Source organism: Paraburkholderia sp. CI2 (assembly GCF_014201055.1).
Lineage (GTDB): Bacteria > Pseudomonadota > Gammaproteobacteria > Burkholderiales > Burkholderiaceae > Paraburkholderia > Paraburkholderia tuberum.
The window spans coordinates 222466-247673 of sequence record NZ_JACHDL010000002.1; the positions used below are offsets into that span (position 1 = coordinate 222466).

Here is a 25208-nt window from a genome sequence, read left to right on the forward strand (position 1 = left end):
CTATCTTTCTTCAGGGTTCTGGGGCGGGGCGGCGCAGCCGCCCCCCTCCCATGACATTCGACAGAACTGGTTCACCGCTCGGCAGGGCGAAGCGGCATAGTTCCCTCAGCTATAGGACTCGCGAGACGAGGGCAACGTCAAGCTGACCAGTAATGTCAGTTGACGATACCGTTTCGCGCTACTAATCCGCGCTGTCGATCCGAACCAGCGCTTGTGCGTCCAGCAAACTGTGTTGCAGCCATTCGTAAGTGACATAGGCCAGCCCGCCGTCGCCCCAGCCCGATGACCAGGAGTTCTTAATGATGAAATATCCGCCGCCCGCGACCTGATCGCTGTCCTGGTAGCCGACGACTAGAATTTCGTGACCGCACAGGCTGGTCCCGCAGCTGTCCGCCTTGATGACCCACGACACGACGCCGCCCTTGTACGTCGCAACCTGAAAGTCGAGGTTCGCGTTGATGGCCATGACCACGGGGTAGCCGCGATACAGCGCTTGCTTGATCCGGCCAATGGACGCATAGAGCTTGTGCGCCGTGGTCGTCCGAAATCCTGAGGAACTCGCTGCGGTAGGATCCTGCTGCCGGGTATCGCTGCCGCCACCCTGCGCCTCGGTAGCCGAGCAGGTGGCATTGGGATACTTGCGGTTGTAGTTGGTGCAATACTTGTCATCGCCATTGTATGGCCAGGATTTCTCCGGAACGAACTTGGTCTTGTTGTCGACGAATGCAGCGATGGTGTCGTACGGGTCGAGTCCGGCGTTGTTCCAGGTGTTGGTCAGTCGCTTTCCCTGGAAGTACGTGTTCTGTTCCGACAGTTTGGTACTGTTCTGCTGCCTCGAGAGCAGCAATTCCGTTGCGGCGTTCAGGGAGAACGCTACGCACGTGCCCCGTTCGCTCTGATCTTTGATATCGCTCTTCAGGGATTCGAGATTCGTGATAAGAGCGCTGTGGCCCACCCCCAAGGAGTCCGAATCGGCCGTGTCACAACCTTCCAGGCCGCTCGGGCAACTGTTCTTGCTCGCCTGGGTCAGCCGCACCTTGTAGTTGCCGAAGAGTTGGACCATCGAGTCGGAGACCCCGACGTTGGAAACAAGGTCCTTTCCCACGTCCTGGTAGCTGATCACCTGACGGGTGACGCTGGAGAGGTCGGCCTCATAGCGGGTGTCGCTTCTCGCGTCACCGTAGCTCGGCGCGTAGAAGCCGGTATCTGAGGAGCTGTTACTGTTACTGTTACTGTTACTGCTACTGTTTCCACTGCTGCCATCGCCCCCGCCGCCCCCACAAGCTTGAAGCGAAAAGAGAATGACGAGCAGAGTTACACGGGCAAGTTTCATGAGATTTTCTTGTCGGCGCCGGCGCGACGGCGCTGCCGCGAACACAAACGACGCGATGTTTTGACGAACCCCGATTTGGCTCAAAGCCGCCTGCGCGGGTCAGACCGGGGACCATTGTGGCGTAAAGCGCGACTGCATCGGGTATGGCCTTACACTACAGCCGCCACCGGAATTGGGCTATCACACGAAAGTCTGGAACGCCTGTCCGGTGGGATATACCGGCACCGCGTTTAGCGTTGCCTCGATATACGGGCGCATAGTGATGCCTTCAGGATCGGGTGCGTACACCACCTTGGCAACGGAGTCCGCGTCGCCCCTTACTAGCGCCGCATTGCACCGATCGAATAGCGACGCGATTTCGTGATAGACCTGCGGTACGTGGACTTCGCCTGCAAAGACGCCAGTGCTGAAAACAACTGCAGCGGCGATCAGAATCTTCTTCATCTTTGCCTTCACTCCATTTAAATGGGACGCCAGCGCGGCATCGGGGAACTACGCCCAATTGGTGGCTCTGGTTACGCGCGAACCTCTCAGCTATCACCAGTTATCCCTGACTGGCAAGCAGCGCCAACATCAACAGAGCGGTTCGGTTGATTTCGGGATCCTGAGATTAATGCCGCCCAATCGCTCGCCCGCGACGACGAGTGGCGACATTACACCCAAAGTTGATTTTATCGTCAACTTTGATGTTGTTATTTTGTTTTCAGCGGACGCTGAGTCGGTCCTGGCGTGAACGAAGGCGCAGTTGCGGCGCCGCGGAGGACGGTAAATCGGCTATCAGGGGGTGTCGTTGCAGCCGAACTCCCGTAGACCATGTAGCAGCGATGAAGGGCGCCCCCCAGCGACCCGATATAGCAGCCTGCTGGCCCGGCCGGCTGCCGGCCGTGAAAGAGGAAATCTACGCCAGCGGATCCCGGCCCGGACGACACCATCGGGTGACGCAAAAGGTGCTGGCTTCGCTGCATGCCTGAGCGTTCAGGTGCCGATGCGCACGACGGAGGAAGTTCGGTTTTTTCGAACCTCATGCATCTTTTCTTCTGCTTTCTGTGGATAGCTCCTCTCCGTACGATTCTTCATGGTTATCGAGGAGGTGTCACATGCAAGCCCTGTTCAGGTCGCGCGACATTGAAGCTGTCCGCTTCCATACCGGCGCCCCGTGATTGTCGTTTCGCTAACCTGATATTTCTGTTTCTGACTTTTAGAATTGGAGAATTAACCATGGCTAAAACGTTTATCTCCGCTCTCGTACTCGTGCCCATCCTCGCGCTGCCCACGATCGCGTCCGCTAGCAGCAACGGTCCCCTGACGCGTGAGCAGGTGCGCGCGGAACTCGTCCAGCTGCACCAAGCCGGCTACGACCGCAACCACGGTGACGCGCACTATCCCACGCACCTCCAGGCCGCGCTGGAGAACGTGGGGGACCAGCAGCAGGCGCTCAGTGGCTACGGTGGGGCGTACTCGGGCTCCGCAGCCTTCGGTGCACCCACCAAGCCGGGCTCGTCAGGCACCGCCGCACCCGCCCAGCCGGGCTGGGATCATTCAATCTACAAAGGAAGCTGATCGGCTATCGGCCGAATGGCCGCGCGGTTTGAACCGCCCGGCGTAGTGACACACATGGCGAGCGGCATCGTCGCCGCTTCGTCGTCTGCAACACTGCGTCGCGTAGGTTGGCCTTCCATCGTCTTTTAGAACTGGCGACAGTTTCATTGCGTTTGGCGCCGGAGCGAATTCGTTATTCGCTCCGGCGCTTTGTCGTTTGCAATCGCTTAGCGCCAATGAACGCCCGGTGACGTTGCAGACTAACGGCAGGAAAGGCGAGCAGTTGCATACGCTGACGGCTCCGCACATTGTGAAAATGTCGCCAGCGATCCAAGCGCGGACGTTGCCGCTACACGGTCCGCTCCACCTCCGCGAAGAGACGCTAATGGGTCGGCATGCGCGAGTCCGCTCCGGGTCGATCTGAGCCTGTGCTCGTCGTCGCAATTCGCAACGAGCGGGCCACCACCAACACCACTGCATGCACATACAGTCCCAGAAGCGCAATGCACGGTCCAATTTTCGGAACGACTCACCGCGAACCCGCATGCCACCGTGCGTGAAAAGGCGCGTCTGTTCCGAATTTAGTTTGTGAGACCGTTGTCTGACCCGGCTGCGAGGCATTTTGACGGCTGGATTGTGATTCCTGTCGTCGTGGGTTCGAGTCCCATCAGCCACCCCAAAGAATTCAGGCAAACGGCGTTGTGAGCAATCACAACGCCGTTTTTGTTTTGCTGACGGCCTTCTGCGTTTTCCACGATATCTGTGCGGTTTTCCGCCCCGCAATCACCCCTTCCCGCCTTCTCCCGCCTCTCAAAAACCGCTTGGCCAACAGGGCCGGATCACCGGTCCGCCTTGCGGTGCGTACGTCTGAGCGATTGTTTCTTCGTCGAGAATAGTAATTTCAGATTATCGGCACAAATTTTCAATAGTAGGGGTATACACTGGCTTCCATCGACGTTGCAGACACCTGGTTGACTGGCTCCTGCAACATCTTCCTGAAATGCAGTCGAAACGTTATCGGAGTCCTACCATGAAGACCAAGTTTATCGCCGCCCTGCTGATTGCCGCTTCCGCCTCGATCGCCGCTCCCGCTTTCGCCAGCGGCTATGGTCCGGCACCGTACTACCGTCCGTCGGTTGGCGCGCCGGCTTCGCAACAAGGCCAGAACGCGCAGACCGTCGCTGCTGAACGCGCCAACGCGCAATCGAATGCATACGGCGGCGTGAATAGCGTGTCGACGCAATCGGGCACGCGCAGCGAACCCACGTCGGGTCCGCAATCGGTGTTCTTCGGCCACTAAGCCGCCAGCAGTACCGTCAGATCCGCTGCCTCTGAGGCAGCGATCAAACTGGGCGCCGCGCATGCAGTATCGATGCCGGCGCCCAGTTGCATTTACGGCAGCCGTGGTACCCGGTACGTTGCTCGGGTAGCGTTCGGTTTGCAACCGTTGTCTCGTGCGCCTGCCGCTTCCTTGCCTCATCCGAACACGGCGCCCCCTTCCATCGCGACGCGGCTATCCGCGGCTAACTCGCCAGCCCCGCATCGATCAATTCGCGCGCCGCGCGAAAAGCCGCCTCGGCGGCCGCATGCTCGGTGGACCACAAGCTATCGATATGCACGAGCTGCCAGTCGACCACCGTCGAATCGTCGCGCCGCACCCGGAAATGCGCCTTGACGCCGGTCAGCACCTGTTCGACCGCCACCTCGATGTCGTAGTCGCCATAGCGCGCCTGATGGTCGCCCATGTCGACGCCCTTCGGCTCCATGCTCGTCTCCGTGGTTTCGCTGATCGCGGGTAGCCGGACACGCGCGTCCAGCTGGTGTCGCGCTGGCCAATCACCTGCTCGCGACTCACCCGCGACGCGCCGCCTCGCTCTACACACCGGCCGTGCGGCCGGCCGCCGATCAGCGGATCAGTTGCAATCGCCGGAAAGATACTGCCGGCCGTTGCAGTTGATTTCGACCCCACCACTGCCCGCTTCGGCAACCAGGTCGCATGCCAGCAACTCCGCCGCAACGGACTGCGCGACTTCGGGCGCCGTCTGTCCGACACCGACGTCGTTCAGACGCCGCAACGCTTCGACCGCTTCAGGACTCAAGGACTTCGACATGGCCGTCTCCGTCGGAATGCTCAATTCATCGTAGCAAGTTTCATCGGCGGATGCAGGTGTGCGCGCCTGACGAGCCGCTCCCCGGAGCGTCGAGCCTGGCAATCGGCGTCTGAAACCGGCGTGACCGTTAGGAGCACGCCTCAACGCGCCCGCAGCGGCCCCGGAACGCGGCCTGCTACTAGCTAATCTTGCACACAGCCGCGTGTCTGCAGATGGCACGCGACATCGAAGGAGAACGACATGAAGCGAGGCAATTGGGCCACGTTGACGGCCACCGCCGCCGCGCTGGCGGCGCTCTTCGCGAGCGGCGCGAGCGCCGTCGCGCAGACGGCGCCCAGCGCGCCGCCGGACAGCCATGCGCCGATGGCCAAACCGCCCGAGGCGGCATCGGGCGCCGGCAGTTCGAGCAACCCGGACAACATGCCGATCAAGCGGCCGGCGAAGCCGACCAACGACCACATGTCGCACGAGCCGCCCGCCAGCGGCGCAAACGCGAAATAGCCGCTGCGCACGCCGCTCGCATTGGCGGAGCGTCATCAAAGCCGCGCGATCGACACCTCGGTCGACTTCACGAGCGCGACCACCTCCGAGCCGACTTTCAGTTCGAGTTCGTCGACCGAGCGCGTCGTGATCACCGACGTGACGATGCCGAACGGCGTCTCTACGTCGACCTCGGACACCACCGAGCCGCGGATGATTTCCTTGACCTTGCCTTTGAACTGATTGCGCACGTTGATGGCGGAAATGCTCATTTCAGATAACTCCACAGAAGCAGTTGATAACGGAATCGGATCGATTTGCCAGGAAAACTCAGACGGCCCAGCGCACCTCGGTCGGCCGCGTGAGACGACCGGGTTCGGGCAAGCCGTACGGGTCATAGGGCTGATACGCGCGATGCGCCAGCGTGTCGTCGTTCGGCGCGTTTCTCAGCACGCGCTGCAGCACGTGGTCTTCGAGTGCGGCGAAGCCCGCCGACGCCCGCGCGCGCGGACGTGCGAGCGCGACCGGCTGATCGAGCGCGATGCGGCCTTCCTCGATCAGCAGAATCCGGTCGCCGAGCGCGACGGCTTCGTGCACGTCGTGCGTGACGAGCAGCGCAGTGAAGCGATGCTCGCGCCACAGCCTTTCGATCAGCCTGTGCATTTCGATGCGCGTCAACGCATCGAGCGCGCCGAGCGGCTCGTCGAGCAGCAGCAATTGCGGACGATGCACGAGCGCCCGCGCGAGCGCGACGCGCTGCCGCTGACCGCCCGATAGTTGCGCGGGCCAGTCGTTCGCGCGTTCGAGCAGGCCGACTTCGGCGAGCACCGCGCGCGCATCGTCGCGCGCGCCGCGGCCGAGGCCGAGCATCACGTTTTGCAGCACGCTTTTCCACGGCAGCAGACGCGCATCCTGAAACATGATGCGGGTGTCGAGCGGACCGCCGTTCCCGGCGCGCTTTTCGAGCACACCCGAGCTGGCTTCTTCGAGACCCGCGACGAGCCGCAGCAAGGTCGACTTGCCGCAACCGCTGCGGCCGACGATCGCGACGAAGCTGCCCCGCTCGATCGACAGATCGAAGCCCGACAGCACCTCGCGCTCGCCATAGCGCTTGCCGACGCCGCGCAATTGCACCGCGTAGTCGTTCGCGGGGCGCGCGTCGCTGCGGGCCAGGGCGGTGGCGGGTTGCAAGCTCGGTTGGAAGCTCGGTTGCGAGCCGCAATGCGCCACCGCCGCCCCGTCCCGCTCAACCCCCGCAGCCTCGTTCGCGTCGTGATCCGCGAGCCGCGGCTGCGCGAGTTCGGTCTCGAGATCGCTGCCCGTGATACCGCCGAACGTCGTCGATAGCGTCGTTGCACTCATGCTTTTGCTCCTCGCTGATAGGCCGGATGCCAGCGCAGCGACACGCGCTCGAGGCTCTTCGCGAGCATGTCCGCGAGCTTGCCGAGCGCCGCGTACAGCAGAATGCCGACCACCACCACATCGGTTTGCAGGAATTCGCGCGCGTTCATCGTCATGTAGCCGATGCCCGATTGCGCGGAAATGGTCTCGGCGACGATCAGCGTGACCCACATCAGACCGAACGCGAAGCGCACGCCGACCAGAATCGACGGCAGCGCACCCGGCAGAATCACGTGGCGGTACAGCGCGAAACCTTTGACGCCATAGCTGCGCGCCATCTCGATCAGGTTCGCGTCGACCGAACGGATGCCGTGAAACGTGTTCACATAGACCGGGAAGAACACGCCGAGCGCGACGAGGAACACCTTCGCTCGTTCCTCGATGCCGAACCACAGGATCACGAGCGGAATCATCGCGAGCGCGGGAACGTTGCGGATCATCTGTACGGTCGAATCGAGCACGATTTCCGCGGGTTTGAAGAGACCCGTCGCCAGTCCGAGCACGAGACCGATGCCCCCGCCGATCGCGAAGCCCGACACCGCGCGCCAGGTGCTGACCTTCACGTCGGCCCACATTTCGCCGGACTGGATCAGCGACCATGCGGCCTTCACGACCGCGAGCGGCTCGGGCAGCACGCGCGTCGACAGCGCACCGCTGCGCGCGGCGATTTCCCACGCGAGCAGGATCGCGATCGGCGCGAGCCACGGCAGCAGGTGCGCGCCGAAACGGCGCAGCGCGGCAGCGCGCGCCGTGGACGCGGGCTGCGGGGTTGCCGCCGTTCCCGCGCTCAAAGTGGTGTCACTCATGTTGGCTTTTCTCCTTGCCTGTCGATCGTCGTGCGCGTGTCGCGCAAGCCGCGCGACCCACGCTATGCGCGCGCTCAACTCGCGCTCGCCGCCTTCGGCAGATGGCTGGTGCCGACGATTTCGCCGAACGGCCCCGACAACGGCCCGTTGGCAACCTTGCTGAAGCGTTGCGGCAGCAGCGGAAACACGAGTTCGGCGAAGCGGTAGGATTCCTCGAGATGCGGATAGCCCGACAGGATGAACGTCTCGATGCCGAGCGCCGCGTACTCCTTCATACGCGCGGCCACCTGCTCCGGACTGCCGACCAGCGCGGTGCCCGCGCCGCCGCGCACGAGCCCCACGCCCGCCCACAGGTTCGGATAGATCTCGAGCTGCTCGCGCCCGCCGCGCTTGCCGCCGTGCAGCGCGGCCATACGGCGCTGCCCTTCCGAATCCATCTTCGCGAACGACGCCTGCGCACGCGCGACCGTGTCGTCGTCGAGCTTGCTGATCAGCTGCTCGGCCGCGGCCCACGCTTCCTCCCCGGTCTCGCGCACGATCACGTGCAGACGGATGCCGAAGCGGATCTGCCGGCCGCGCGCCGCGGCGCGTGCGCGAATGTCGGCGATCTTCTTCGCGACCGCTTCGGGCGGCTCGCCCCACGTCAGATAGGTGTCGATGTGCTCGGCCGCGATAGCGTGCGCGGCCGCCGACGAGCCGCCGAACCACAGCGGCGGATGCGGGTTTTGCACCGGCGGATATAGCGCCTTGCCGCCCTTCGACCGCAAATGCTTGCCGTCGAAATCGATCGCTTCGTTGCTGTGCGACGCGGCGAGCAGCTTGCGCCAGATATGCAGGAATTCGTCGGTGATTTCGTAGCGCGTGTCGTGATCGACGAACACGCCGTCGCCGGCCAGTTCGGCCGCGTCGCCGCCCGTCACCACGTTGATCAACAGACGCCCGTTCGACAGCCGGTCGAACGTCGCCGCCATACGCGCGGCGAGTCCCGGCGACGACAGCCCCGGGCGAATCGCGACGAGGAACTTCAGCCGCTGCGTCACGGGAATCAGGCTCGACGCGACGACCCAGGCGTCCTCGCACGAGCGGCCGGTCGGCAGCAGCACGCCCTCGTAGCCGAGCGTGTCGGCGGCGACGGCGATCTGCCGGAAGTAGTCGTAGTCGGCTGCGCGTGCGCCTTGGGACGTACCGAGATAGCGGCTGTCGCCGTGAGTCGGAATGAACCAGAACACATTCATGTTGTTACTCCTGCCTGTTCCTGACGTAATGAAAACGGTGAGCGCGAGCGCCGGCCGCGCGCATCGAGCCGGCAACCGGCAAGGCGCTGCGACGCGTTGAAGGATTGAGAAACGGACGATGGACTCAGGCCATCGGCAACTGCGTCAAATCGATGAAGGCTATGCGCCTGGCGGACGACACCGCGAACACGACCGCGCGCGGGCCCTGCGACCACGGAGATTCGGCGTGAGGCTCGACATTGCGACGGCTTTCCTCGACCAACGTGCGCGTGATGCGCTCGATTTATCGGACGACGGCGACACCCGAGCCGTCTGCATGAGGAAACAGTCTATGGAGCGGTCCGCGGCTTTTGAACGATTTTATTGAGCTTAGGATTTCCGCTTTCGTGATTAGCCCGGTTCTACCGCATACGGTTGTTGCGCTTTATACACGCGGCCCCGGCCGCCCAACCCCGGTCGATATAATGGCGCTCGTTTCCAATCACCCGGTACAGGTCTTGCGAGTCGCCTGTACGTTGCCGGTGCAATGCATGCAAAAAATTATTCTGCCGTTCGTCGCCGGTTTTCTGGCTTCTTTGTTCTTTCGCGAATCGACGCTGGCGCTGATGCACGCTGCCGGCATGATCGACCCCAGCGGTTTTTCGACCGCGCCGTTTTTGCCGCTCGGCCTGCCTGAGTTCATCGCGAACGCAATCTGGAGCGCGTGCTGGGCCGTGCTGATGGCCTGGCTGCTGCGCGTCGCGCCGCATCGGCGCGCGCCGTGGGTACCCGCGTTCGTGTTCGGCGGCATCGTGCTGACGGCGGCTAGCGTGTTCGTCGTCGATCCGCTGCGCGGCATCTGGCCGAGCGGCAACATGCTGCCGCGCCTCGCGGTGGGCTTCACGGCGAACGCGATGTGGGGCTGGGGTGCGCTCGTGTTCATGCGCGCGTTCATGGCGAGCGAGGCAGAGGAATAAGCGCGGCGAACATGAATTCGCGCAACGCGTAGATTCGCGCGAGCGGGTTCGCGAGGCCGCGCGTTCAGCCGCGCAGAGCGCGCAGCGGGTGCTCGTTCGCCGGCCACGGGCTGTCGAACATCTGCTCCAAATCGGCCCGGTTGACGTCCTCGATGCGCGCGAAACGCCAGCGCGGCGCGTTGTCCTTATCGATGATGCGTGCGCGAATGCCTTCCACCGTATCGCCGCGCAGAAAGCTCGAGCGCGTCAGATCGAGATCAGTGCGCAGCACGTCGGCCATCGACCCTTCCGCGCGCGTGACCACTTCGAGCGAGACCGCCATCGACAGCGGCGAGCGCTCGCGCAGCACCGCGATCGTCTGCTCGGCCCACTCCGCGGCGTCGCCACCGCGCTCGCGTTCCTGTTCGAGCGACTTGAGGATCCGCGCGACGTCGGGCAGCGCGAAATGCCGGTCGATCAACGTCCGCGCCTTCGCGAGCGCGCTCTCCTCGGGCCGCGGCGCGACCTGATACGCGAGCGTCTCACGCTCGACGCACGCAACCACATCAGCACCGCGCTCGAACGGTTCGCGGCTCAATGTATCGACGAGCGCGGGCAACGCCGCGTCGTCGATGTAGGCATCGGCGAGGCCCGCGTACAGCGCGTCGGCCGCGCCGATCGTCTCGCCGGTCACCGCCAGATAGCGGCCGATCGCGCCGGGCGTGCGCGCGAGAAACCAGCTCGCGCCGACATCCGGAAAGAGGCCGATACGGGTTTCGGGCATCGCCATCTTCGTCGATTGCGTGACGACGCGCAGGCCGCCGGTGCGATGTGCGCCCTGCGAAATGCCCATGCCGCCGCCCATCACGATGCCGTTCATCAACGCGATATACGGCTTCGGATACACGAAGATCGCGTGATTGAGCCGGTATTCCTCGCTGAAGAACGTATCGCGCGCCTCCCGGTCGCCGGTTTGCGCCGCTTCGTACATGAAGCGGATGTCGCCGCCCGCGCAGAACGCGCGCTCGTGCCGGCTGCGCACGACGACGGCCAGCACCTCGGGGTCTTCGCGCCACTGGTCGAGCGCCGCGTGGATCGCGCGGATCATGCCGGTCGACAGCGCGTTCAGCGCTTTCGGCCGCTCCAGTTCGAGGAGACCGATGCGGTTGGCTACGTGGGTCGCGATTTCGTCGCTAGTGGCGGGCGAGGCGGACGTGGACATGGAGAACTGGGCGCGGCGGCGCGGCATGAGGTGGAACTGAACGTTATCACGGGCCTGCCGCTTTGCGTTTGGTGGGGAGCTCGGGGGCCGGGTGCGTGGAGCCGGCCGACTTGGCGTGGCGCCGCGCGACGGTTTTCTTGCCGCGGACTGCGGCGCTGTTCGATGCGCCCGCCGCCACGGCCTGCGGCACACCGAGCCATGCGTCCAGCGTCACGCCGACGAGCGTCTCGAGCGGCACGCTCGGAAACACCGGGCACGTGAGATTCAGCGCGACGATGCCATGCAGACTCGCCCACAACGCCTCGGCCCAGATGGCCGGCTCCATCGATGCGACCGACGCCGACAGACGCCCCGCTGCTCGCAACTCGTCGAGCGCGTCGATCATGATGTGCAGCGCGGCCTCGTCGGGATCGTCGTCGGCAACGCCGCCGGCGGCGTTGCCCAGCGAGGCGGTCGAACCACCGGTCCCGGCGTTCGCGCTTGTGTCGCCCGTGTTGCCGTCGTGTTTGCCAGTGCCAACCCCGCCACTGAGCGCCGCGCCGGTATAGCTCGGGTCCTCCATGAAAATCAGCCGGTACGTTTCAGGATGCTCGACGCCAAACGCGACGTACGCGCGCCCGAGCGCCTTCAGCCGTTCGGCGGGATCCGCGATCTGCACGAGTGGCACGAAGGTCGCGAGCAACCGCGCGTAGCCTTCGGCGCACAAGGCCCGCGCGATGTCGTCGCGACTCGCGAAATGCAGATACAACGTGGCGGGCGAATATTCGATCGCGTCAGCGATCTTGCGCATCGACAGCGCGGCAAAGCCCTCGCCCACGACGATGCGCCGCGCGGCATCGAGGATGCGTTCGCGCAGTGCCTGCTTCTGGCGGTTTTTTCGTTCGGCGATTCCCATGACTCGCAATTTTCAGATTGACAAACTGAAAAGTCAATTTAAACTGAACATCGTTTACTGAACAATGTTCAGTAAATTTTCATCTGTCAAATCGAGCAGCCACGAGCGCGCGACGATGTCGTGCCGCCATCTGAGGGGTCGTCATGCAAGCCACGGGAAAGGTCGGTTTATTCGGTGCAGCGGGCGCTGCGGGTCAAAGCATCGCGACGGCGCTTGGCGCGGCGGGCCGCGATTACCGGGTGGTCGGCCGCTCGCGCGAGGTATTGCAACGGACTTTCGGTGACGACCCGCACGCGGAGATCGTCACCTGGAACCCCGACGACCCCGCCTCGATCCGCGCCGCGGCCGCCGGTCTGCAGACCGTGATCTACCTCGTCGGCGTGCCCTACGACCAGTTCGCGCAGCACCCGCCGTTGATGGAGAAAACGCTGGCTGGCGTGACGGCCGCCGGTGTCGAGCGCTTCATTCTGATCGGCACCGTGTATCCGTATGGCCGCGCGCGCGGCAACCCGGTCCGAGAAGATCATCCGCGCGAGCCGCACACGTTCAAGGGCCGCATGCGGCTTGAACAGGAAAAGCTCGTGCTGGCTGCGCATGGCCGGAAAGGTCTCGAAACGCTGGTATTGCGACTGCCCGATTTCTACGGACCGGGGGTCGAGCGCAGCCTGTTGCACGGTGTCTTCGTTGGCGCCGCTACCGGCAAGCGCGCGCAGGTGCTCGGTCCCGTCGACGTACCGCACGAATTCATCTATCTGCCGGATGTCGGTCCCGTGGTCGAACGACTCACGCGCACGCCCGAAGCCTACGGCCGCTGGTGGCATCTCGCGGGCGCCGGCACGATCACGCAGCGCGAGGTGGCTCGCGAGGCCTACGCGCTCGCGGGCTCCGGGCCGAAGCTGATGGTGGCCGGCAAGGGCATGCTGCGCGTGCTCGGGCTATTCAATCCGCTGATGCGCGAGTTGGTCGAGATGAACTATCTGATGACCGAGCCGGTCGTGCTCGATGATTCGGCGCTGGCGACGTTGATCGGGCCGCTCAGGAAGACGTCGTATCAGGAAGGGATCAGGCGGTGCTTCGAAGCGGCGCGCGAGGTAGTGCCGGCACGCGACATGAATTAGCGGCAAGGCGTTGGCGATGCGTAGGTGAAGTGAAAACCGCAGAGATGGACCTGCACCCGGCCTCTGGCGCCGACGGTCCGTAGGCAGGTCCGCTTAGCCTGCCATCTGCCCCGGCGGAAAGTGGCCACTCTTGAGCAGCACGGGTGTGCCGTTACTGATCTGCAGATGCTCACGCGCAACGGCCTCGATGCGCGGCCGGCCCGCATCGAACGCGCGCAGCCAGCCGTCGAGGTCCTCGCTGTAAGCGCCGAAATGATCCTCGAGCGCTTCCACCGAGATCGCGCACGGCACCGGCTCACCGTCCACCAACGCAGAAAACACGACGGTCAGGTTGGAGTCGCGGTAAGCAGGCGCGTCTTCGGGAAAACGGATTTTCATGGTCGCCTCGTCAGAAGTTGGCCGCGGGAACATAGCTTGCGCGGAAGGCCCTGCGCGCCACCGATCCTCGCAAGTCCCGCTATGGTACTCGCGCCGCCGGATCACGGTCCAGCGCGCGCGGGCGCCTGATTCAGGGCATCGCGCGCTGCCTTGGCGAGCCCATCGGCGGGCCCTTTGCACGGAAATCGCCGACACGCTCACGGCCCATCCAGCAATCGGTCGACATACTCGCGGGCCGCCCGTTCGACGAACGCGAGCGCCTCTTCTTCACTGTCGAAGCGTTGCCGGTCGCCGAGCTCGAGCAGCGTTTCCATCCGGTGCGGATCGTCCGGGCCGAGCTCGGCGAGGCTGACCGTGCCGACGTAGGTACCGTCCGCTTTGGTGTGCGCGTCGCCCGACGGGCCCGACGTGCCGCCCCCTGGCACGAGGCGCGCGGCGGCGCTGATGTAATAGCCGCGATAAGGGCCACTGACCCGTTCAGCCATCTTCGTCCTCCTGTTGCGGTTGCAGAACTGGCGCCAGTCGCAACGGCGCCGCCCTGATGCTTCAGCATGCGGCGCGCCGCTGCACGGGGTGTGTGCGGGCAGCCGTCCCATAACGATAAGGCGCGTTGCAGCGCGATAAGTTCTGCTCGCGAGACGCGCCCCCGCGCCGCGCCAAAAGATCCGCGCCGCACTTCAGCCGCGCGCGCTGGTCGAACGGTCCATACCGGCATGCTCCATGCTGTGGCACGGTACCTGTTACGACGCCATTTCGAGGCCAGCGAGCGCAATATGGGAAAATATTTTCTGCAGGATCATGAACTGCCCGAGCCGGATGCGGCGAACCGCTGGTTCGAGTACGCCGAAAGTCACGGCATCGACATCCCGAGAGCGATCGGCATCTGGGAAGACGCAGCCACTGAAGAAGGCGCGGAAGCCCGGCGGCTGCTCAACGCGGCGGGCATCACGGTCGAAATGACCTGAGCCGTAGCGCACGCCCTCGCGCTCCACAGCGGCCGACCCGGCCCGGCAGACCCCCTCTATCTGAATGAAAGGACACAACACGATGCAATTCACGACGCAACCGCGACGCGCCGGCCGATTCCACCGCCTCCGATCCAGCGCCGCGCTTGCCCTCGTGCGTCGCGCGTCGCTGTCGGCCGCCTTGCCCGCCGCGCTGCTGCTCGCCGCGGGACTGGGCGGCTGCGCGTCGTCGAACACGACCACGCTGATCAATCTGCCGAACGGCCAGACCGGCTTCGCGGTCAACTGCAGCGGCGCCGACGCCGGCTCGAGTTGGGCCTCGTGCTACGTGCAAGCGGGTAAGGCCTGCGGCGCGACCGGCTACGACATCGTGTCGAAGGACAACGACGAAGGCGGCACCGCCGGCGGCAGCGTCACGAACGTGGCGTCGGCGAACGTGAAGGGCCGCTCGATGATCGTGCGCTGCAAGTAAGCCGATTTACGTGCCTGGCGGCAATCGCGGCGGCTGGCGCGGGCGCTCAATGCGCCTGCATCTTCGAGAAGAGATTCAACACCGCGACGCCAGCGACGATCAATCCCAGCCCGATGATCGCCGGCACGTCGGGTACCTGCCGGTACAGCACTAGCGCGACCCGCGTGATCAGCACGATGCCCGCGCCGGACCAGATCGCGTAGACGATGCCAACTGGAATGCTTCGGAGCGTCAACGACAGGCAATAGAACGCGATGCCGTAGCCGAGCACGACGACCATCGACGGCAGCAGCCGTGAAAAGCCGTCCGAGGCCCGCATCGCGGAAGTCGCGATCACTTCGGCGACGATCGCGATCGCGAGCAGCGCATACGGGGGTACGCGCATCGCGTCAGTTTTTCGCGAGCGCGAGCTTGCCGTAGTCGTGACCGAGATGCGCGCACAGCGCTTCGACCACGAGTTCATGATCGGCGCGCTGCGGCAGACCGGACACCGTGATCGAACCGATCACGCCCGCCCCTTCCACCGCCAGCGGAAACGCGCCGCCGTGCGATGCGTACTCGGTGGCCGGCAGTCCGTGCTTGTCGGCGAGCGTCGCGCCCGCGAGCTGCATTTTCAGACCGATCGCGTACGAGCTACGGCGAAATTGCGCGACGGTGTTGCCCTTGCGGCGCGCCCAGTCGACGTTGTCGGGCGTCGCGCCGTCGAGCAGGCAGAAGAACAGCGGCTGGCCGAACGTGCGCAGGTCGATCGCAGCGGCAATGCCGCGCGCTTTCGCGACTTCGTGCAGATACGCACCGACTTGCCACGCGCGGTCGGCATCGAAGCGGGGAAACACGAGGGTCTTTTCCTGAATGGCGATGACCTGCAGGTCGTGAGCGATATCCATGGGGTTCAGAACGGGTCGGAGCATCAGAGTCAAAGGGGCCGCGGTCGTGAAGATCCGGCGAGCCGCGTGGAGAATCTGAATTCTAGCGCAGCGTCCGCGCACGGATTTCCAGAGCCTTTCCGATAGGCGACGTCGCGCGGGCAGAGCGAAGCGCAATGAAGCCAATTCTTACATGGCTATTGCGCTGGCCGTCTGGCTGGTCTATAATCTTTTCTTCGACGGACGCGGGGTGGAGCAGTCTGGCAGCTCGTCGGGCTCATAACCCGAAGGTCGTAGGTTCAAATCCTACCCCCGCAACCAACCGAAATCATTGAAGGGTTACAACGCATTGGCGTGTAACCCTTTTTTGTTTTTGTGGCCTTGCTCTGGCGATCCCCTTGACCGCCCCACCCTCAGGCGAAAAAAAAGCGCGTCAACTGAATGACGCGCCAAGCTACGAGGCAATGTACAAGAGAGAAAAGATGACCACGGTGGACGCGGTGGCCTCCATCGCAACCATCAGGACCGATGCTATCAGCGCATCCAAAAATCGACTGTCAATCAATGTCAGACGCGACGGCGCTCGCCGCCTTGGACGTCGTCTCGCGCAGCCCCTGTCGGCGCCTCAGTAATCCCCCGCCCCGGTGATAAACTCCTATCACCCTTTCTCGTCCCCTTTCCAATGAAATTCTGTTCTGTCTGCGGCCACGGCGTCAGTCTGAGCATTCCGCCGGGCGACAATCGCGAGCGCTTCGTATGCGGCAGTTGCGGCACCGTGCATTATCAGAATCCGCGTAACGTGGTCGGCACCGTTCCCGTGTGGGACGACAAGGTGCTGCTGTGCCGTCGCGCGATCGAGCCGCGCTACGGTTACTGGACACTGCCCGCCGGCTTCATGGAAATGGGAGAAACGACGGCCGAAGCCGCCTCGCGCGAAACGCTCGAGGAAGCCGGCGCCCGCGTCGAGGTGCAGAACCTGTTTTCGCTGCTGAATGTGCCGCACGTGCATCAGGTGCATCTGTTCTACATGGCGCGGCTGCTCGATCTCGACGTCGTCGCCGGCGAGGAAAGCCTCGAAGTGAAGCTGTTCGAGGAGCACGAGATTCCGTGGGACGAGATCGCGTTTCCGACCGTCGGCCAGACGCTGCGCTTTTTTTTCGCCGACCGCGCGGCCGGCAGTTTTGGCCTGCATACCGGCGACATCTTCCGCTCCCTGCGCGAAGGCTGAGCGGCGCGCATGGTTCCCTGGCTCGGAGCTGACGACCCGTTTCCGCCCGTCGAGCGCGCGCTCGGCGCCGCGAGCGGCGCGCCCGGTCTGCTGGCGGCAAGCGGCGATCTGCTGCCGTCGCGCCTCATCGACGCGTATCGGCGCGGCATCTTCCCGTGGTATTCGGACGGCCAGCCGGTGTTGTGGTGGAGCCCCGATCCGCGCATGATCCTGCGCCCCGCCGAGTTCAAGGTGTCGCCATCACTGCGCAAGACGCTCAAGCGCGTGTTGCGCGACGGCGCGTGGGAAATCCGCGTCGATCACGATTTCGCCGCCGTGATGCGCGCCTGCGCGCAGGCGCCGCGCCACGGTCAGCGCGGCACGTGGATCACCGCCGACGTCGTCGAAGCCTATTCGTCGCTGCACCGCCTGGGCGACGCGCACAGCATCGAAACCTGGCTCGAGGGCAAGCGTGTAGCGGGATTGTATGGCGTGTCGCTCGGGCGGATGTTCTTCGGCGAATCGATGTATACCGACGTCACCGACGGCTCGAAAATGGCGCTGGCCGCGCTGGTCGGCCACTTGCGACGTCACGAAATAGAAATGATAGACTGCCAGCAGAACACGTCGCATCTGGCGTCGCTCGGCGGCCGCGAGATAGCGCGCAAGGCGTTTGTCGCGCATGTTCGCGCGTCTGTCGGCGCGCCGGCCATCCCGTGGCGCTTCGACAAGACCGCCCTGCTCGACATCCTCGCGCGGGCGGCGTAGGAAAAATCAGGCCGAATCCGGTCCGCCGCCCATCGAATAGCGGCATCAACCGCCGGGCGTGCCGGGTTTGCATTACCAGAGACGCTTCGAGAGCTGCCAACGTGACTCATCCCAACGAGCTGCCTCTTTCTCCGCTTTCCGCGCTGCAATTTTATGCAACGGCGCCCTATCCCTGCAGTTACCTCGACGGCCGCATCGCGCGCTCGCAGGTCGCCACACCCAGTCACCTGATCAATTCGGACGTCTACACCGACCTCGTCAAGGCGGGCTTCCGGCGCTCGGGCGTGTTCACGTATCGCCCGTATTGCGACGGCTGCCGCGCGTGCGTGCCGGTGCGCGTGCCGGTCGAGCGTTTTCAGCCGAACCGCACGCAGCGGCGTGTATGGAGAAAGCACGGCGACCTGATTGCGACCGTCGCGCCGCTGCACTACGACGAGGAGCATTACGCGCTGTATATGCGCTACCAGTCGGCGCGCCACGCGGGCGGCGGCATGGATCGCGACAGCCGCGACCAGTACGAGCAGTTCCTGCTGCAAAGCCGGATCAACTCGCGGCTCGTCGAGTTTCGTGAGCCAGCGCCGCTGCAGCCCGATGGGCGACCTGACGGGCTACCTGACGCGCGGGGCGCGCTGCGCATGATCAGCATGATCGATATCCTCGGCGACGGGTTGTCGTCGGTGTACACGTTCTTCGAGCCGAGCCTGCCGCACGCGAGCTTCGGCACCTACAACATCTTCTGGCAGATCGAGCAGGCGCGCAGCCTGAACCTGCCGTACGTGTATCTCGGCTACTGGATTCGCGAAAGCCCGAAAATGGCGTACAAGGCGAATTTCCGGCCGCTCGAAGGCTTGATCGACGGCGCGTGGCGCGTGCTCGATCCGGCCAGCATCGACCTGCCGCCGGTCGATTTCGCGATGCATGGACGACGCGGGCCGCTCAGGCCGTAGTCGAGGCGCCGTCCGTCGAGTCGTTGCCGGGTCCTGCTCGTCGCCTGGCAACGCCCCACCAGTCTCATCAAAGCCCAAAGCCGGTAAAATGGCGGGTTCCCATTTTCCGGCCGTCCGGCTTCATCCCGTGCTCAGCTCCCTTTATCCGCTCGTTCGCGCCCAACTCTTTCGCATGGACGCGGAAGACGCTCACCATCTGACTTTGCGCATGCTCGGCGCCGCCGGTCGCACCGGCCTCGCCGGCGCGCTCGCGGCGCGCGTGCCGGATTCGCCGCGCACCCTGATGGGCCTGACGTTCCGAAACCCGGTCGGACTCGCGGCGGGCCTCGACAAAGACGGCGCGTGCATCGACGGTCTGGCGGCGCTCGGCTTCGGCTTCATCGAAGTGGGCACCGTGACACCGCGCGCGCAGCCGGGCAATCCGCGCCCGCGCATGTTCCGGCTGCCGCAGGCGAACGCGGTGATCAACCGGATGGGCTTCAACAACGCCGGCGTCGACCAGTTCGTGAAGAACGTCCAGGCCGCGCGCTATCGCGGCATCCTCGGTCTTAACATCGGCAAGAACGCCGACACGCCGATCGAGCGCGCCGCTGAAGACTATCTGTACTGCCTCGAGCGCGTGTACCCGTTCGCGAGCTACGTGACGGTCAACATCTCGTCGCCGAATACGAAGAACCTGCGCCAGCTGCAGGGCGCCGACGAACTCGACGCGCTGCTCGCCGCGCTGAAGGACAAGCAGCAAAGACTCGCCGACATGCACGGCAAGCTCGTGCCGCTCGCACTGAAGATCGCGCCCGACCTCGACGACGAGCAGGTCAAGTCGATCGCCGACACCTTGCTGCGCCACCAATTCGAAGGCGTCATCGCGACCAACACTACGCTGTCGCGCACCGCCGTCGCCGGCATGCAGCATGCTGACGAAGCCGGCGGCCTGTCGGGCAAGCCGATGTTCGACGCGTCGAACGAGGTGATCCGCAAGCTGCGCGCCGAAGTCGGCGAGGCCGTGCCGATCATCGGCGTCGGCGGCATTTTCTCGGGCGACGATGCGCGCGCGAAGCTCGCGGCCGGCGCGTCGCTGGTGCAGCTTTATACTGGTTTCATCTACCGCGGTCCGGCGCTCGTCGCCGAATGCGCGCAGGCGTTGCGCTAGGCATCCGCGCCGCCGCATATAGACATAAACAAACGGTATTTAGGTTGCGATAGGCTCGTTTGTTATGCTCTGGACCGTCAAAACATCAGACGTACAAGGAACACGATGAAATTCGGCCTGTTGAAGAAGCTCCTCGCCACCGCGCTGATCGGCGCGTCGCTGAGCGCCGTTACCGCGCACGCGGAAGACCTGCTCGACCAGGTCAAGCAGCGCGGCACGCTGCGTATCGGTCTCGAAGGCACCTTCCCGCCGTTCAACTCGAAAGCGCCGTCGGGCGAGCTGGTCGGCTACGACGTCGACATCGCCAAGGCGGTCGCGGCCAGGCTCGGCGTGAAGCCCGAGTTCGTCACGACCGAGTGGAGCGGCATCATCGCCGGTCTGCAGGCGGGCAAGTTCGATGTGATCGTCAACCAGGTCGGCATCACCGACGCGCGCAAGCAGACGCTCGACTTCTCGCCGGCGTACACGTACTCGGCGGCGCAACTGATCCAGCGCAAGAACGACACGCGCCAGTTCACCTCGCTCGAAGACCTGAAGGGCAAGAAGCTCGGCGTCGGTCTCGGCACGAACTACATGGACATGGCGAAGGCAGTGCCGGGCATCGACGTGAAGACCTACCCGGGCGCACCCGAATACCTGCGTGATCTGGCCGCCGGCCGGCTCGACGCGGCGTTGAACGACCGTCTGATGCTCGCGTACCTGCTGAAGAACTCGAACCTGCCGCTGCGCACCGGCGCGAACGTCGGCCCGGGCAACCCGTCGGGCATTCCGTTCAGAAAGGGCAACCCGAAGTTCGCGCAGGCGATCGACGACGCAATGACCCAGCTCGAAGCGGACGGCACCTTCACGAAGATCTCGGACAAGTGGTTCGGCATCGACGTCAGCAAGCCGATCAAGTAACACGCGTGGAGTCGAACGAAGGGCGGCATCGATCACGATGCCGCCCTTCGCGCTTTTGCGGCCCACGCGAGCTGCGGGAGCCGAGCCGCGCGTCGCGTATACCCCAAGCCGCATCGCGCGACCCGCGCCTGAACGCGCGCCAAAGTTTATGATGTGCGCTTTGTGCGTCAATAAGAACAATGCCCATGTCCATCACATCCCTGCTGCTCCAATCGCTGCCGGTGCTCGCACAAGGCGCGCTGCTGACGATCAAGTTCGCGATCCTGTCGATGATCTTCGGCCTGATCGGCGGCGCCATGCTCGCGCTGATGGGCATCAGCCACAGCCGTCCGCTGAACTGGATCGCGCGCGTCTATGTGAGCGTGATGCGCGGCACGCCGCTGCTCGTGCAGATCTTCGTGATTTATTACGGTCTGCCGAGCTTCGGCATTTCGCTCGATCCGACGCCGGCCGGCGTGATCGCGCTGTCGGCGAACGTCGCCGCGTATCTGTCCGAGAGCATGCGCGGCGCGATTCTGGGCATCCACCAGGGCCAGTGGCTCGCCTCGTACAGCCTCGGGCTGTCGCGGCGTCAGACGCTGCGCTACGTGATCGCGCCGCAGGCGCTGCGCATCGCGGTGCCGAGTCTGTCGAACAGCCTGATCAGCCTGATCAAGGACACCTCGCTCGTGTCCGTCATCACGGTGACCGAGTTGCTGCGCAGCGCGCAGGAAATCATTGCGTCGACCTACCAGCCGCTGCCGCTTTATCTTGCGGCCGCGGCCGTGTACTGGGTGCTGTGTCAGGTGCTCGAGTGGGCGCAGCGCTGGTACGAGCGGCGGCTGTCGCTGCCGACGCGGCACTGAGCGCCGCCCGCTCCTTTTCGTTGCCCCCAGCGGCTCATTCCCCAGCGAACTTGAGCCCCAACGCCGCGCGCGCCGCGTCGGCCATCGCGATCATCTGTCGCGACGTGTCGTGCGGCATCAGCGGACTCTCCAGCACACCCGCGCGGATCAGCTCGCAAAAGTGCGCGGTCTCGTAGTTCAAGCCGCCGCCTTCGAACGGTTCGTCGAGTTCGACGACGCGGCCATCCGCGTAACGGATCGTCGCGCGCGACGGGTTCCACCACGGCTCGTGCAGCGTCACGTGACCGCCTTGGGCCATCAGCAGCGCATCGCCCTTGCCATGCAGATCGAGCCCGCAGAATAGCTGCGCGATACCACCGCGCTCGTGCTGGCTGTTCAGACTCGCGAACGTATCGACGCCGGTCGCGCCAAGCCGGCCGAAGGTCTGCACGTCGCGTGGCGCGCCGAGCCAGTCGACCGCGAGAAACATCTCGTAGATGCCGATATCGAGCAGCGCGCCGCCCGCATGCTCGAACGACAGCGACGGATGATCGGCCGGCACGCCCGGCACCGAGCAGCCCGCGCGCACGAGCCCGACCTCGCCGATCGGCTCGGCCGCGAGGTGCTCGCGCAACCTGCTGTAGAGCGGATAGAACGGCGGCTTCATCGCTTCCATGAAGAGCCGTTGCGAAGCGCGCGCGGTGTCGAGCACGCGCTCGAGCTGCGGACGATTGATACACGCGGGTTTCTCGCACAGCACGTGCAGCCCCGCTTGCAACGCGGCGATCGCATAGTCGGCGTGACTGTCCTGCAGCGTCGCGATATAGAGCGCGTCGATGCCGCTCGCGAGCAGAGTGTCGAAACGGTCGCAGACGGCGCCGCCGAATTCATCGGCGAACGCCTGGGCCGGTTCCACGCGACGCGACCACAGCGCCGCGAGCCGCGTCCGCGGCACGAACGCGAGCCCTTGCGCGAAGCGGCGCGCAATCCGGCCGGTGCCGACGATCCCCCAGCGGATCTCGCGCGATGAAGTGGTGTCCTGCGCTGCCCGATCGGTCGGTTGGGTGCTGGCTGCGTGTGGTGCCGCTGTCGTATCTGTCATCGTGTGTGCAAAGGTCCATGCGGCTCGGAACAGCCGCTATTGTCACCGATGCCGCTTGCGAACGCGGCGAACCCGGCCAATCGAACCATGCGGCATCACTGCCGTGCACCGACCTTCGACACCCCACCCCGCCGCTCCCGCGGCCGGACGTTCACAGATACGCTCTGCCCGCGCTCGCAATCACGCTCAAACCCGCGCCGGCGGCTCCGAGGAAAACCGCCCGCCGACCTCCTCGGCCGCGTAATCGATCATCGCGAGCGCAGCGATCTCGGCCTCCTTCGGATCGCGCCGCTCGATCGCTTCGATGACGCGCTGATGCGATGCGATCGCACTCTCCCACAGCCCTTCCCGGTCGTGCACGATCGGATTGAGGGTCGACAGCGCGCCGCGAATGATCGCCGCCATCTGCTTGAAGAACTGGTTGCCGCTCGCGATCACGATGCGCGTATGGAACAGCTCGTCGGCTTCCTGATAGCCGGCCTCGCCCGGACGGATCATGCGAAACGCCTCGAACGCCTCGCGAATCGCCGCGACTTCCGCGGCACTGCCGCGCGCGGCCGCCTGCGCCGCCGCGCGCGGTTCGATCAGGATGCGAAACTCGATCACGTCACGCAGAAACATCGGATCGGGCTTTGCGCGGAAACGCCAATTGACGACGTCCTCGTCGATCATGCGCCAGTCGCTCATCGGCCGGATGCGCGTGCCGATCTTCGGCCGCACGTCGAGCATGTCGCGCGCGAGCAGCATCGATAGCGCCTCGCGCATCACGGTGCGGCTCACATCGAATTCCTTCGACAACACATCCTGCGGCGGCAGAATCGCGCCGTATTTTTCCTCGACGATGCCGCTGACGAGCCCGTCCATGACTTTGCTCACCAACGAGCGATCCTTGTTTGCGTGTTCCATGACATATCCCCGAAGCGGTGTTGACCCCGCGTGGCCTGTTGATTGAAGGGCCCGTACGTATCTGTTATGCCAATAGAATCGTTTTCCGATACGTTGCTAGCTTCGAAACGGATGCGCCAGCTGGGACACTTCCTGACAGGGTTATCCCTCTGAAGATTTGTTTCGTTCGTGTAACGCCATCTGTTTCGTCAGGCACAAAGCTCGCTCGTCAAGCGTGCCTGCGTTGCGGGGATTGATTTGTGCGCATTCGCACGTTGGCGTGATGAAATTGTCTGATTTGCACGGACGTGGTCGGACGCCTGCGTATTCCGGCGAACAAAGATGTCGTGCGAAGCGCAAGCGGCGCAGGTGGTTCCGCGCCGCGCTGACGCCGAACAGCTCGGTGTCCATCAGCCGTGCAAGCGCACGATGTCGTCTTCGCCGGGATCGCCGTCCGAATGCACCTCGATGATTTCCAGCGGCGGCTTGCCAGCATTTTCGAGCCGATGCCTGACGCCCAGCGGAATCAACGTCGACTGATTCTCCGACAGCAGGAAGCGCTCGTCGCCGTCCTTGCTCGACGCGTCCCATACCGAGTCCCAGGCGCCGAGGTCCGACCAGCCCGCGTCGAGCGGCACCGTCACGCCGACGAGACGCGCGTCGCTGCCCATGCGCTCCATCACCGCATAGTCGACTGAGTCGGACGGACACGCGGCGAACGCGTCGCGCGCGAGATGCAGCGCGCCGGCATCGTCGATGCTCGCGCCTGCGAATGCGTCCTTGCAGGCCGCCGCGATCAGCGGACGGCACAGGCCGATCGCGTCGAGCCACACCGACGCGCGCACCACGAACATGCCGCTGTTCCACCAGTACTCGCCCGACGCGAAGTAGCGCTCGGCCAGCTCGGCATCGGGCTTCTCGACGAAGCGCTCGATCGTCCGCGCGCCCCGGTTTCCCAAGGCCGCGGCGGTGCGGATATAGCTGTAGCCGGTCGCCGCGCGCTGCGGCGGCACGCCGAGCGTGACGATCGCGTCCCGCGAAGCATGCGCGAGCGCTTCGTTGAGCGCCGCGCCGAACGCCGCTTGATCGACGATCGGATGATCGGCGGGCAGCGCGACCAGGATCGGATCGTCGCCGGCCGCGGCCGACGCGCGCGCGGCGAGCGCCGCGACGGTCAGCGCCGGAGCGGTGTTGCGCGCCATCGGTTCGAGCAGTATGCGCACCGGCTTGCGGTACTGCTCGACGCGCTCGAGCGTCGGCAGCCGCAGTTCCTCGCAGCAGACCACCAGCGGCGCGGCGGGCGGCGTGGTGCGGGCCGCGTCGGGCGCGGCCGGGACGAACGCGTCGTCGAGCCGGCGCAGCGTCGCTTCGAGCAGCGACTGGTCGCCCATCAGCCCGATCCGCTGCTTCGGATTGCGTTCGCGCGACAGCGGCCACAGCCTCGCACCGGAGCCGCTCGCGAGAATCACCGGTTGCACGGTCAGTTCGCGCAGCGCGGCGGCGGTCCCAGCCTGCGGCGCGAGCGGATTACCTGGTTCTACCATTCGATTCATTTGCGATCCTGTCGAATCCAGATCCTGTTCACGGGCCGGCATGACGCCAGCAAGTGCCTCGTGGTCGCACGCGCGTTCAGTCGTATGCGCGCGACACACACTGCGGCCTGGGCGGC

At 64.7% G+C, this 25208-nt stretch carries 31 protein-coding genes and 1 tRNA gene; 15 read left to right on the forward strand and 17 right to left on the reverse strand.

Annotation, left to right across the window (positions count from 1 at the left end):
• Window positions 1-181: 181 nt before the first annotated feature.
• Both HDG32_RS04795 and HDG32_RS04800 read right to left on the reverse strand, forming a co-directional pair.
• On the reverse strand, window positions 182-1333 hold the full coding sequence (locus HDG32_RS04795; RefSeq protein ID WP_184063842.1) for a C1 family peptidase: 1152 nt from the start codon (window positions 1331-1333) through the stop codon (window positions 182-184).
• Window positions 1334-1513: 180 nt separating this feature from the next.
• On the reverse strand, window positions 1514-1777 hold the full coding sequence (locus HDG32_RS04800; protein WP_184063845.1) for a hypothetical protein: 264 nt from the start codon (window positions 1775-1777) through the stop codon (window positions 1514-1516).
• Between HDG32_RS04800 and HDG32_RS04805 the strand changes: the two genes are divergently transcribed.
• The 3 genes from HDG32_RS04805 to HDG32_RS04815 all read left to right on the forward strand — a co-directional run bounded on the left by HDG32_RS04805 (window position 1737) and on the right by HDG32_RS04815 (window position 4172).
• Complete coding sequence (locus HDG32_RS04805) at window positions 1737-2066, forward strand: hypothetical protein (RefSeq protein WP_184063848.1); 330 nt, start codon at window positions 1737-1739, stop codon at window positions 2064-2066. The genes HDG32_RS04800 and HDG32_RS04805 overlap by 41 nt on opposite strands.
• Before the next feature lie 485 nt (window positions 2067-2551).
• Window positions 2552-2893, forward strand: a complete 342-nt coding sequence (locus HDG32_RS04810; protein WP_184063851.1) for a DUF4148 domain-containing protein — start codon at window positions 2552-2554, stop codon at window positions 2891-2893.
• A 1009-nt stretch (window positions 2894-3902) separates the two neighbouring features.
• Window positions 3903-4172, forward strand: a complete 270-nt coding sequence (locus HDG32_RS04815) for a hypothetical protein (protein WP_184003324.1) — start codon at window positions 3903-3905, stop codon at window positions 4170-4172.
• Window positions 4173-4395: 223 nt separating this feature from the next.
• Here the strand turns inward: HDG32_RS04815 and HDG32_RS04820 are convergent, their stop codons facing one another.
• Together HDG32_RS04820 and HDG32_RS04825 are read right to left on the reverse strand one after the other, a co-directional pair.
• Entirely contained in the window at window positions 4396-4638 is a 243-nt protein-coding gene (locus HDG32_RS04820) for a DUF6566 family protein (protein ID WP_184063854.1), read from the reverse strand.
• Between the two features lie 147 nt (window positions 4639-4785).
• The gene (locus tag HDG32_RS04825; protein ID WP_013089281.1) at window positions 4786-4983 is read right to left on the reverse strand and encodes a hypothetical protein; all 198 of its coding nucleotides are present in this window, start codon (window positions 4981-4983) and stop codon (window positions 4786-4788) included.
• Window positions 4984-5223: 240 nt separating this feature from the next.
• Between HDG32_RS04825 and HDG32_RS36165 the strand changes: the two genes are divergently transcribed.
• Complete coding sequence (locus HDG32_RS36165; RefSeq protein ID WP_090804375.1) at window positions 5224-5484, forward strand: hypothetical protein; 261 nt, start codon at window positions 5224-5226, stop codon at window positions 5482-5484.
• 35 nt (window positions 5485-5519) lie between these two features.
• Here HDG32_RS36165 and HDG32_RS04835 read toward each other — a convergent pair whose 3' ends face one another.
• The 4 genes from HDG32_RS04835 to ssuD form a co-directional block, all read right to left on the reverse strand.
• The gene (locus HDG32_RS04835) at window positions 5520-5735 is read right to left on the reverse strand and encodes a molybdopterin-binding protein (RefSeq protein WP_008922916.1); all 216 of its coding nucleotides are present in this window, start codon (window positions 5733-5735) and stop codon (window positions 5520-5522) included.
• Between the two features lie 58 nt (window positions 5736-5793).
• Window positions 5794-6825, reverse strand: coding sequence for an ATP-binding cassette domain-containing protein (locus HDG32_RS04840; protein ID WP_184063860.1), 1032 nt, complete (start codon window positions 6823-6825; stop codon window positions 5794-5796).
• Complete coding sequence (gene ssuC, locus HDG32_RS04845) at window positions 6822-7670, reverse strand: aliphatic sulfonate ABC transporter permease SsuC (protein WP_184063863.1); 849 nt, start codon at window positions 7668-7670, stop codon at window positions 6822-6824. Before ssuC ends, HDG32_RS04840 begins: the two co-directional genes overlap by 4 nt.
• Window positions 7671-7744: 74 nt before the next feature.
• Window positions 7745-8905, reverse strand: coding sequence for an FMNH2-dependent alkanesulfonate monooxygenase (ssuD, locus tag HDG32_RS04850; RefSeq protein ID WP_184063867.1), 1161 nt, complete (start codon window positions 8903-8905; stop codon window positions 7745-7747).
• 530 nt (window positions 8906-9435) lie between these two features.
• Here ssuD and HDG32_RS04855 point away from each other — a divergent pair.
• Window positions 9436-9861 (forward strand): hypothetical protein, encoded by a 426-nt coding sequence (locus HDG32_RS04855; RefSeq protein WP_090805723.1) that lies wholly within the window; start codon window positions 9436-9438, stop codon window positions 9859-9861.
• 64 nt (window positions 9862-9925) lie between these two features.
• Here HDG32_RS04855 and HDG32_RS04860 read toward each other — a convergent pair whose 3' ends face one another.
• Window positions 9926-11062 carry an enoyl-CoA hydratase/isomerase family protein gene (locus tag HDG32_RS04860; protein WP_184063870.1) on the reverse strand — a complete coding sequence of 379 codons (1137 nt, stop codon included), beginning with the start codon at window positions 11060-11062 and terminating at the stop codon, window positions 9926-9928.
• Between the two features lie 46 nt (window positions 11063-11108).
• On the reverse strand, window positions 11109-11957 hold the full coding sequence (locus tag HDG32_RS04865) for a TetR/AcrR family transcriptional regulator (RefSeq protein WP_184063873.1): 849 nt from the start codon (window positions 11955-11957) through the stop codon (window positions 11109-11111).
• A gap of 143 nt (window positions 11958-12100) precedes the next feature.
• On the opposite strand from HDG32_RS04865, the gene HDG32_RS04870 reads away from it, so the two are divergent.
• Window positions 12101-13075, forward strand: coding sequence for an NAD-dependent epimerase/dehydratase family protein (locus HDG32_RS04870; protein ID WP_184063876.1), 975 nt, complete (start codon window positions 12101-12103; stop codon window positions 13073-13075).
• A gap of 93 nt (window positions 13076-13168) precedes the next feature.
• On the opposite strand, the gene HDG32_RS04875 is transcribed toward HDG32_RS04870, so the two are convergent.
• Together HDG32_RS04875 and HDG32_RS04880 are read right to left on the reverse strand one after the other, a co-directional pair.
• Window positions 13169-13453 carry a DUF1488 domain-containing protein gene (locus HDG32_RS04875; protein WP_184029285.1) on the reverse strand — a complete coding sequence of 95 codons (285 nt, stop codon included), beginning with the start codon at window positions 13451-13453 and terminating at the stop codon, window positions 13169-13171.
• Window positions 13454-13650: 197 nt separating this feature from the next.
• A complete protein-coding gene (locus HDG32_RS04880) occupies window positions 13651-13938 on the reverse strand; it encodes a hypothetical protein (RefSeq protein WP_184063879.1) in 288 nt (95 codons plus the stop codon).
• Window positions 13939-14226: 288 nt separating this feature from the next.
• Between HDG32_RS04880 and HDG32_RS04885 the strand changes: the two genes are divergently transcribed.
• Both HDG32_RS04885 and HDG32_RS04890 read left to right on the forward strand, forming a co-directional pair.
• The gene (locus HDG32_RS04885; protein WP_184063882.1) at window positions 14227-14418 is read left to right on the forward strand and encodes a hypothetical protein; all 192 of its coding nucleotides are present in this window, start codon (window positions 14227-14229) and stop codon (window positions 14416-14418) included.
• Between the two features lie 82 nt (window positions 14419-14500).
• Window positions 14501-14890 carry a hypothetical protein gene (locus tag HDG32_RS04890; protein WP_090805720.1) on the forward strand — a complete coding sequence of 130 codons (390 nt, stop codon included), beginning with the start codon at window positions 14501-14503 and terminating at the stop codon, window positions 14888-14890.
• Between the two features lie 46 nt (window positions 14891-14936).
• On the opposite strand, the gene HDG32_RS04895 is transcribed toward HDG32_RS04890, so the two are convergent.
• Complete coding sequence (locus HDG32_RS04895) at window positions 14937-15275, reverse strand: multidrug efflux SMR transporter (RefSeq protein WP_184063884.1); 339 nt, start codon at window positions 15273-15275, stop codon at window positions 14937-14939.
• A 4-nt stretch (window positions 15276-15279) separates the two neighbouring features.
• Window positions 15280-15777: a heme-degrading domain-containing protein gene (locus tag HDG32_RS04900; RefSeq protein WP_184063886.1), complete on the reverse strand. Its 498-nt coding sequence runs from the start codon at window positions 15775-15777 to the stop codon at window positions 15280-15282.
• 223 nt (window positions 15778-16000) lie between these two features.
• On the opposite strand from HDG32_RS04900, the gene HDG32_RS04905 reads away from it, so the two are divergent.
• The 7 genes from HDG32_RS04905 (at window position 16001) to HDG32_RS04935 (ending at window position 21573) form a co-directional block, all read left to right on the forward strand.
• A tRNA-Met gene (locus tag HDG32_RS04905) sits at window positions 16001-16077 on the forward strand.
• A gap of 361 nt (window positions 16078-16438) precedes the next feature.
• Window positions 16439-16984 (forward strand): NUDIX hydrolase, encoded by a 546-nt coding sequence (locus HDG32_RS04910; RefSeq protein WP_090804352.1) that lies wholly within the window; start codon window positions 16439-16441, stop codon window positions 16982-16984.
• Between the two features lie 9 nt (window positions 16985-16993).
• On the forward strand, window positions 16994-17731 hold the full coding sequence (gene aat / locus HDG32_RS04915) for a leucyl/phenylalanyl-tRNA--protein transferase (protein WP_184063888.1): 738 nt from the start codon (window positions 16994-16996) through the stop codon (window positions 17729-17731).
• Window positions 17732-17832: 101 nt separating this feature from the next.
• Window positions 17833-18678, forward strand: a complete 846-nt coding sequence (locus tag HDG32_RS04920) for an arginyltransferase (protein WP_184063890.1) — start codon at window positions 17833-17835, stop codon at window positions 18676-18678.
• Window positions 18679-18766: 88 nt separating this feature from the next.
• Window positions 18767-19828 (forward strand): quinone-dependent dihydroorotate dehydrogenase, encoded by a 1062-nt coding sequence (locus HDG32_RS04925; RefSeq protein WP_184063892.1) that lies wholly within the window; start codon window positions 18767-18769, stop codon window positions 19826-19828.
• Between the two features lie 105 nt (window positions 19829-19933).
• Window positions 19934-20728 (forward strand): cystine ABC transporter substrate-binding protein, encoded by a 795-nt coding sequence (locus tag HDG32_RS04930; protein ID WP_090805719.1) that lies wholly within the window; start codon window positions 19934-19936, stop codon window positions 20726-20728.
• A gap of 185 nt (window positions 20729-20913) precedes the next feature.
• Window positions 20914-21573 (forward strand): amino acid ABC transporter permease, encoded by a 660-nt coding sequence (locus HDG32_RS04935; protein WP_184029308.1) that lies wholly within the window; start codon window positions 20914-20916, stop codon window positions 21571-21573.
• 34 nt (window positions 21574-21607) lie between these two features.
• On the opposite strand, the gene HDG32_RS04940 is transcribed toward HDG32_RS04935, so the two are convergent.
• The 3 genes from HDG32_RS04940 to HDG32_RS04950 form a co-directional block, all read right to left on the reverse strand.
• Window positions 21608-22654 carry a Gfo/Idh/MocA family protein gene (locus tag HDG32_RS04940; protein ID WP_221307628.1) on the reverse strand — a complete coding sequence of 349 codons (1047 nt, stop codon included), beginning with the start codon at window positions 22652-22654 and terminating at the stop codon, window positions 21608-21610.
• Between the two features lie 186 nt (window positions 22655-22840).
• On the reverse strand, window positions 22841-23560 hold the full coding sequence (locus tag HDG32_RS04945; RefSeq protein ID WP_184063894.1) for a FadR/GntR family transcriptional regulator: 720 nt from the start codon (window positions 23558-23560) through the stop codon (window positions 22841-22843).
• 389 nt (window positions 23561-23949) lie between these two features.
• Entirely contained in the window at window positions 23950-25092 is a 1143-nt protein-coding gene (locus HDG32_RS04950) for a sugar phosphate nucleotidyltransferase (protein WP_184063897.1), read from the reverse strand.
• Window positions 25093-25208: the final 116 nt, after the last annotated feature.

Excerpts from the sequence above, each read along its gene's own strand:
- HDG32_RS04795 (WP_184063842.1), bottom strand. The coding sequence starts at position 1,333 with ATGAAACTTGCCCGTGTAACTCTGCTCGTCATTCTCTTTTCGCTTCAA.
- HDG32_RS04800 (WP_184063845.1), bottom strand. The coding sequence starts at position 1,777 with ATGAAGAAGATTCTGATCGCCGCTGCAGTTGTTTTCAGCACTGGCGTC.
- HDG32_RS04810 (WP_184063851.1), top strand. The coding sequence starts at position 2,552 with ATGGCTAAAACGTTTATCTCCGCTCTCGTACTCGTGCCCATCCTCGCG.
- HDG32_RS04815 (WP_184003324.1), top strand. The coding sequence starts at position 3,903 with ATGAAGACCAAGTTTATCGCCGCCCTGCTGATTGCCGCTTCCGCCTCG.
- HDG32_RS04820 (WP_184063854.1), bottom strand. The coding sequence starts at position 4,638 with ATGGAGCCGAAGGGCGTCGACATGGGCGACCATCAGGCGCGCTATGGC.
- HDG32_RS04825 (WP_013089281.1), bottom strand. The coding sequence starts at position 4,983 with ATGTCGAAGTCCTTGAGTCCTGAAGCGGTCGAAGCGTTGCGGCGTCTG.
- HDG32_RS36165 (WP_090804375.1), top strand. The coding sequence starts at position 5,224 with ATGAAGCGAGGCAATTGGGCCACGTTGACGGCCACCGCCGCCGCGCTG.
- HDG32_RS04835 (WP_008922916.1), bottom strand. The coding sequence starts at position 5,735 with ATGAGCATTTCCGCCATCAACGTGCGCAATCAGTTCAAAGGCAAGGTC.
- HDG32_RS04840 (WP_184063860.1), bottom strand. The coding sequence starts at position 6,825 with ATGAGTGCAACGACGCTATCGACGACGTTCGGCGGTATCACGGGCAGC.
- ssuC (WP_184063863.1), bottom strand. The coding sequence starts at position 7,670 with ATGAGTGACACCACTTTGAGCGCGGGAACGGCGGCAACCCCGCAGCCC.
- ssuD (WP_184063867.1), bottom strand. The coding sequence starts at position 8,905 with ATGAATGTGTTCTGGTTCATTCCGACTCACGGCGACAGCCGCTATCTC.
- HDG32_RS04855 (WP_090805723.1), top strand. The coding sequence starts at position 9,436 with ATGCAAAAAATTATTCTGCCGTTCGTCGCCGGTTTTCTGGCTTCTTTG.
- HDG32_RS04860 (WP_184063870.1), bottom strand. The coding sequence starts at position 11,062 with ATGTCCACGTCCGCCTCGCCCGCCACTAGCGACGAAATCGCGACCCAC.
- HDG32_RS04865 (WP_184063873.1), bottom strand. The coding sequence starts at position 11,957 with ATGGGAATCGCCGAACGAAAAAACCGCCAGAAGCAGGCACTGCGCGAA.
- HDG32_RS04870 (WP_184063876.1), top strand. The coding sequence starts at position 12,101 with ATGCAAGCCACGGGAAAGGTCGGTTTATTCGGTGCAGCGGGCGCTGCG.
- HDG32_RS04875 (WP_184029285.1), bottom strand. The coding sequence starts at position 13,453 with ATGAAAATCCGTTTTCCCGAAGACGCGCCTGCTTACCGCGACTCCAAC.
- HDG32_RS04880 (WP_184063879.1), bottom strand. The coding sequence starts at position 13,938 with ATGGCTGAACGGGTCAGTGGCCCTTATCGCGGCTATTACATCAGCGCC.
- HDG32_RS04885 (WP_184063882.1), top strand. The coding sequence starts at position 14,227 with ATGGGAAAATATTTTCTGCAGGATCATGAACTGCCCGAGCCGGATGCG.
- HDG32_RS04890 (WP_090805720.1), top strand. The coding sequence starts at position 14,501 with ATGCAATTCACGACGCAACCGCGACGCGCCGGCCGATTCCACCGCCTC.
- HDG32_RS04895 (WP_184063884.1), bottom strand. The coding sequence starts at position 15,275 with ATGCGCGTACCCCCGTATGCGCTGCTCGCGATCGCGATCGTCGCCGAA.
- HDG32_RS04900 (WP_184063886.1), bottom strand. The coding sequence starts at position 15,777 with ATGGATATCGCTCACGACCTGCAGGTCATCGCCATTCAGGAAAAGACC.
- HDG32_RS04910 (WP_090804352.1), top strand. The coding sequence starts at position 16,439 with ATGAAATTCTGTTCTGTCTGCGGCCACGGCGTCAGTCTGAGCATTCCG.
- aat (WP_184063888.1), top strand. The coding sequence starts at position 16,994 with ATGGTTCCCTGGCTCGGAGCTGACGACCCGTTTCCGCCCGTCGAGCGC.
- HDG32_RS04925 (WP_184063892.1), top strand. The coding sequence starts at position 18,767 with ATGGCGGGTTCCCATTTTCCGGCCGTCCGGCTTCATCCCGTGCTCAGC.
- HDG32_RS04930 (WP_090805719.1), top strand. The coding sequence starts at position 19,934 with ATGAAATTCGGCCTGTTGAAGAAGCTCCTCGCCACCGCGCTGATCGGC.
- HDG32_RS04935 (WP_184029308.1), top strand. The coding sequence starts at position 20,914 with ATGTCCATCACATCCCTGCTGCTCCAATCGCTGCCGGTGCTCGCACAA.
- HDG32_RS04940 (WP_221307628.1), bottom strand. The coding sequence starts at position 22,654 with ATGACAGATACGACAGCGGCACCACACGCAGCCAGCACCCAACCGACC.
- HDG32_RS04945 (WP_184063894.1), bottom strand. The coding sequence starts at position 23,560 with ATGGAACACGCAAACAAGGATCGCTCGTTGGTGAGCAAAGTCATGGAC.
- HDG32_RS04950 (WP_184063897.1), bottom strand. The coding sequence starts at position 25,092 with ATGAATCGAATGGTAGAACCAGGTAATCCGCTCGCGCCGCAGGCTGGG.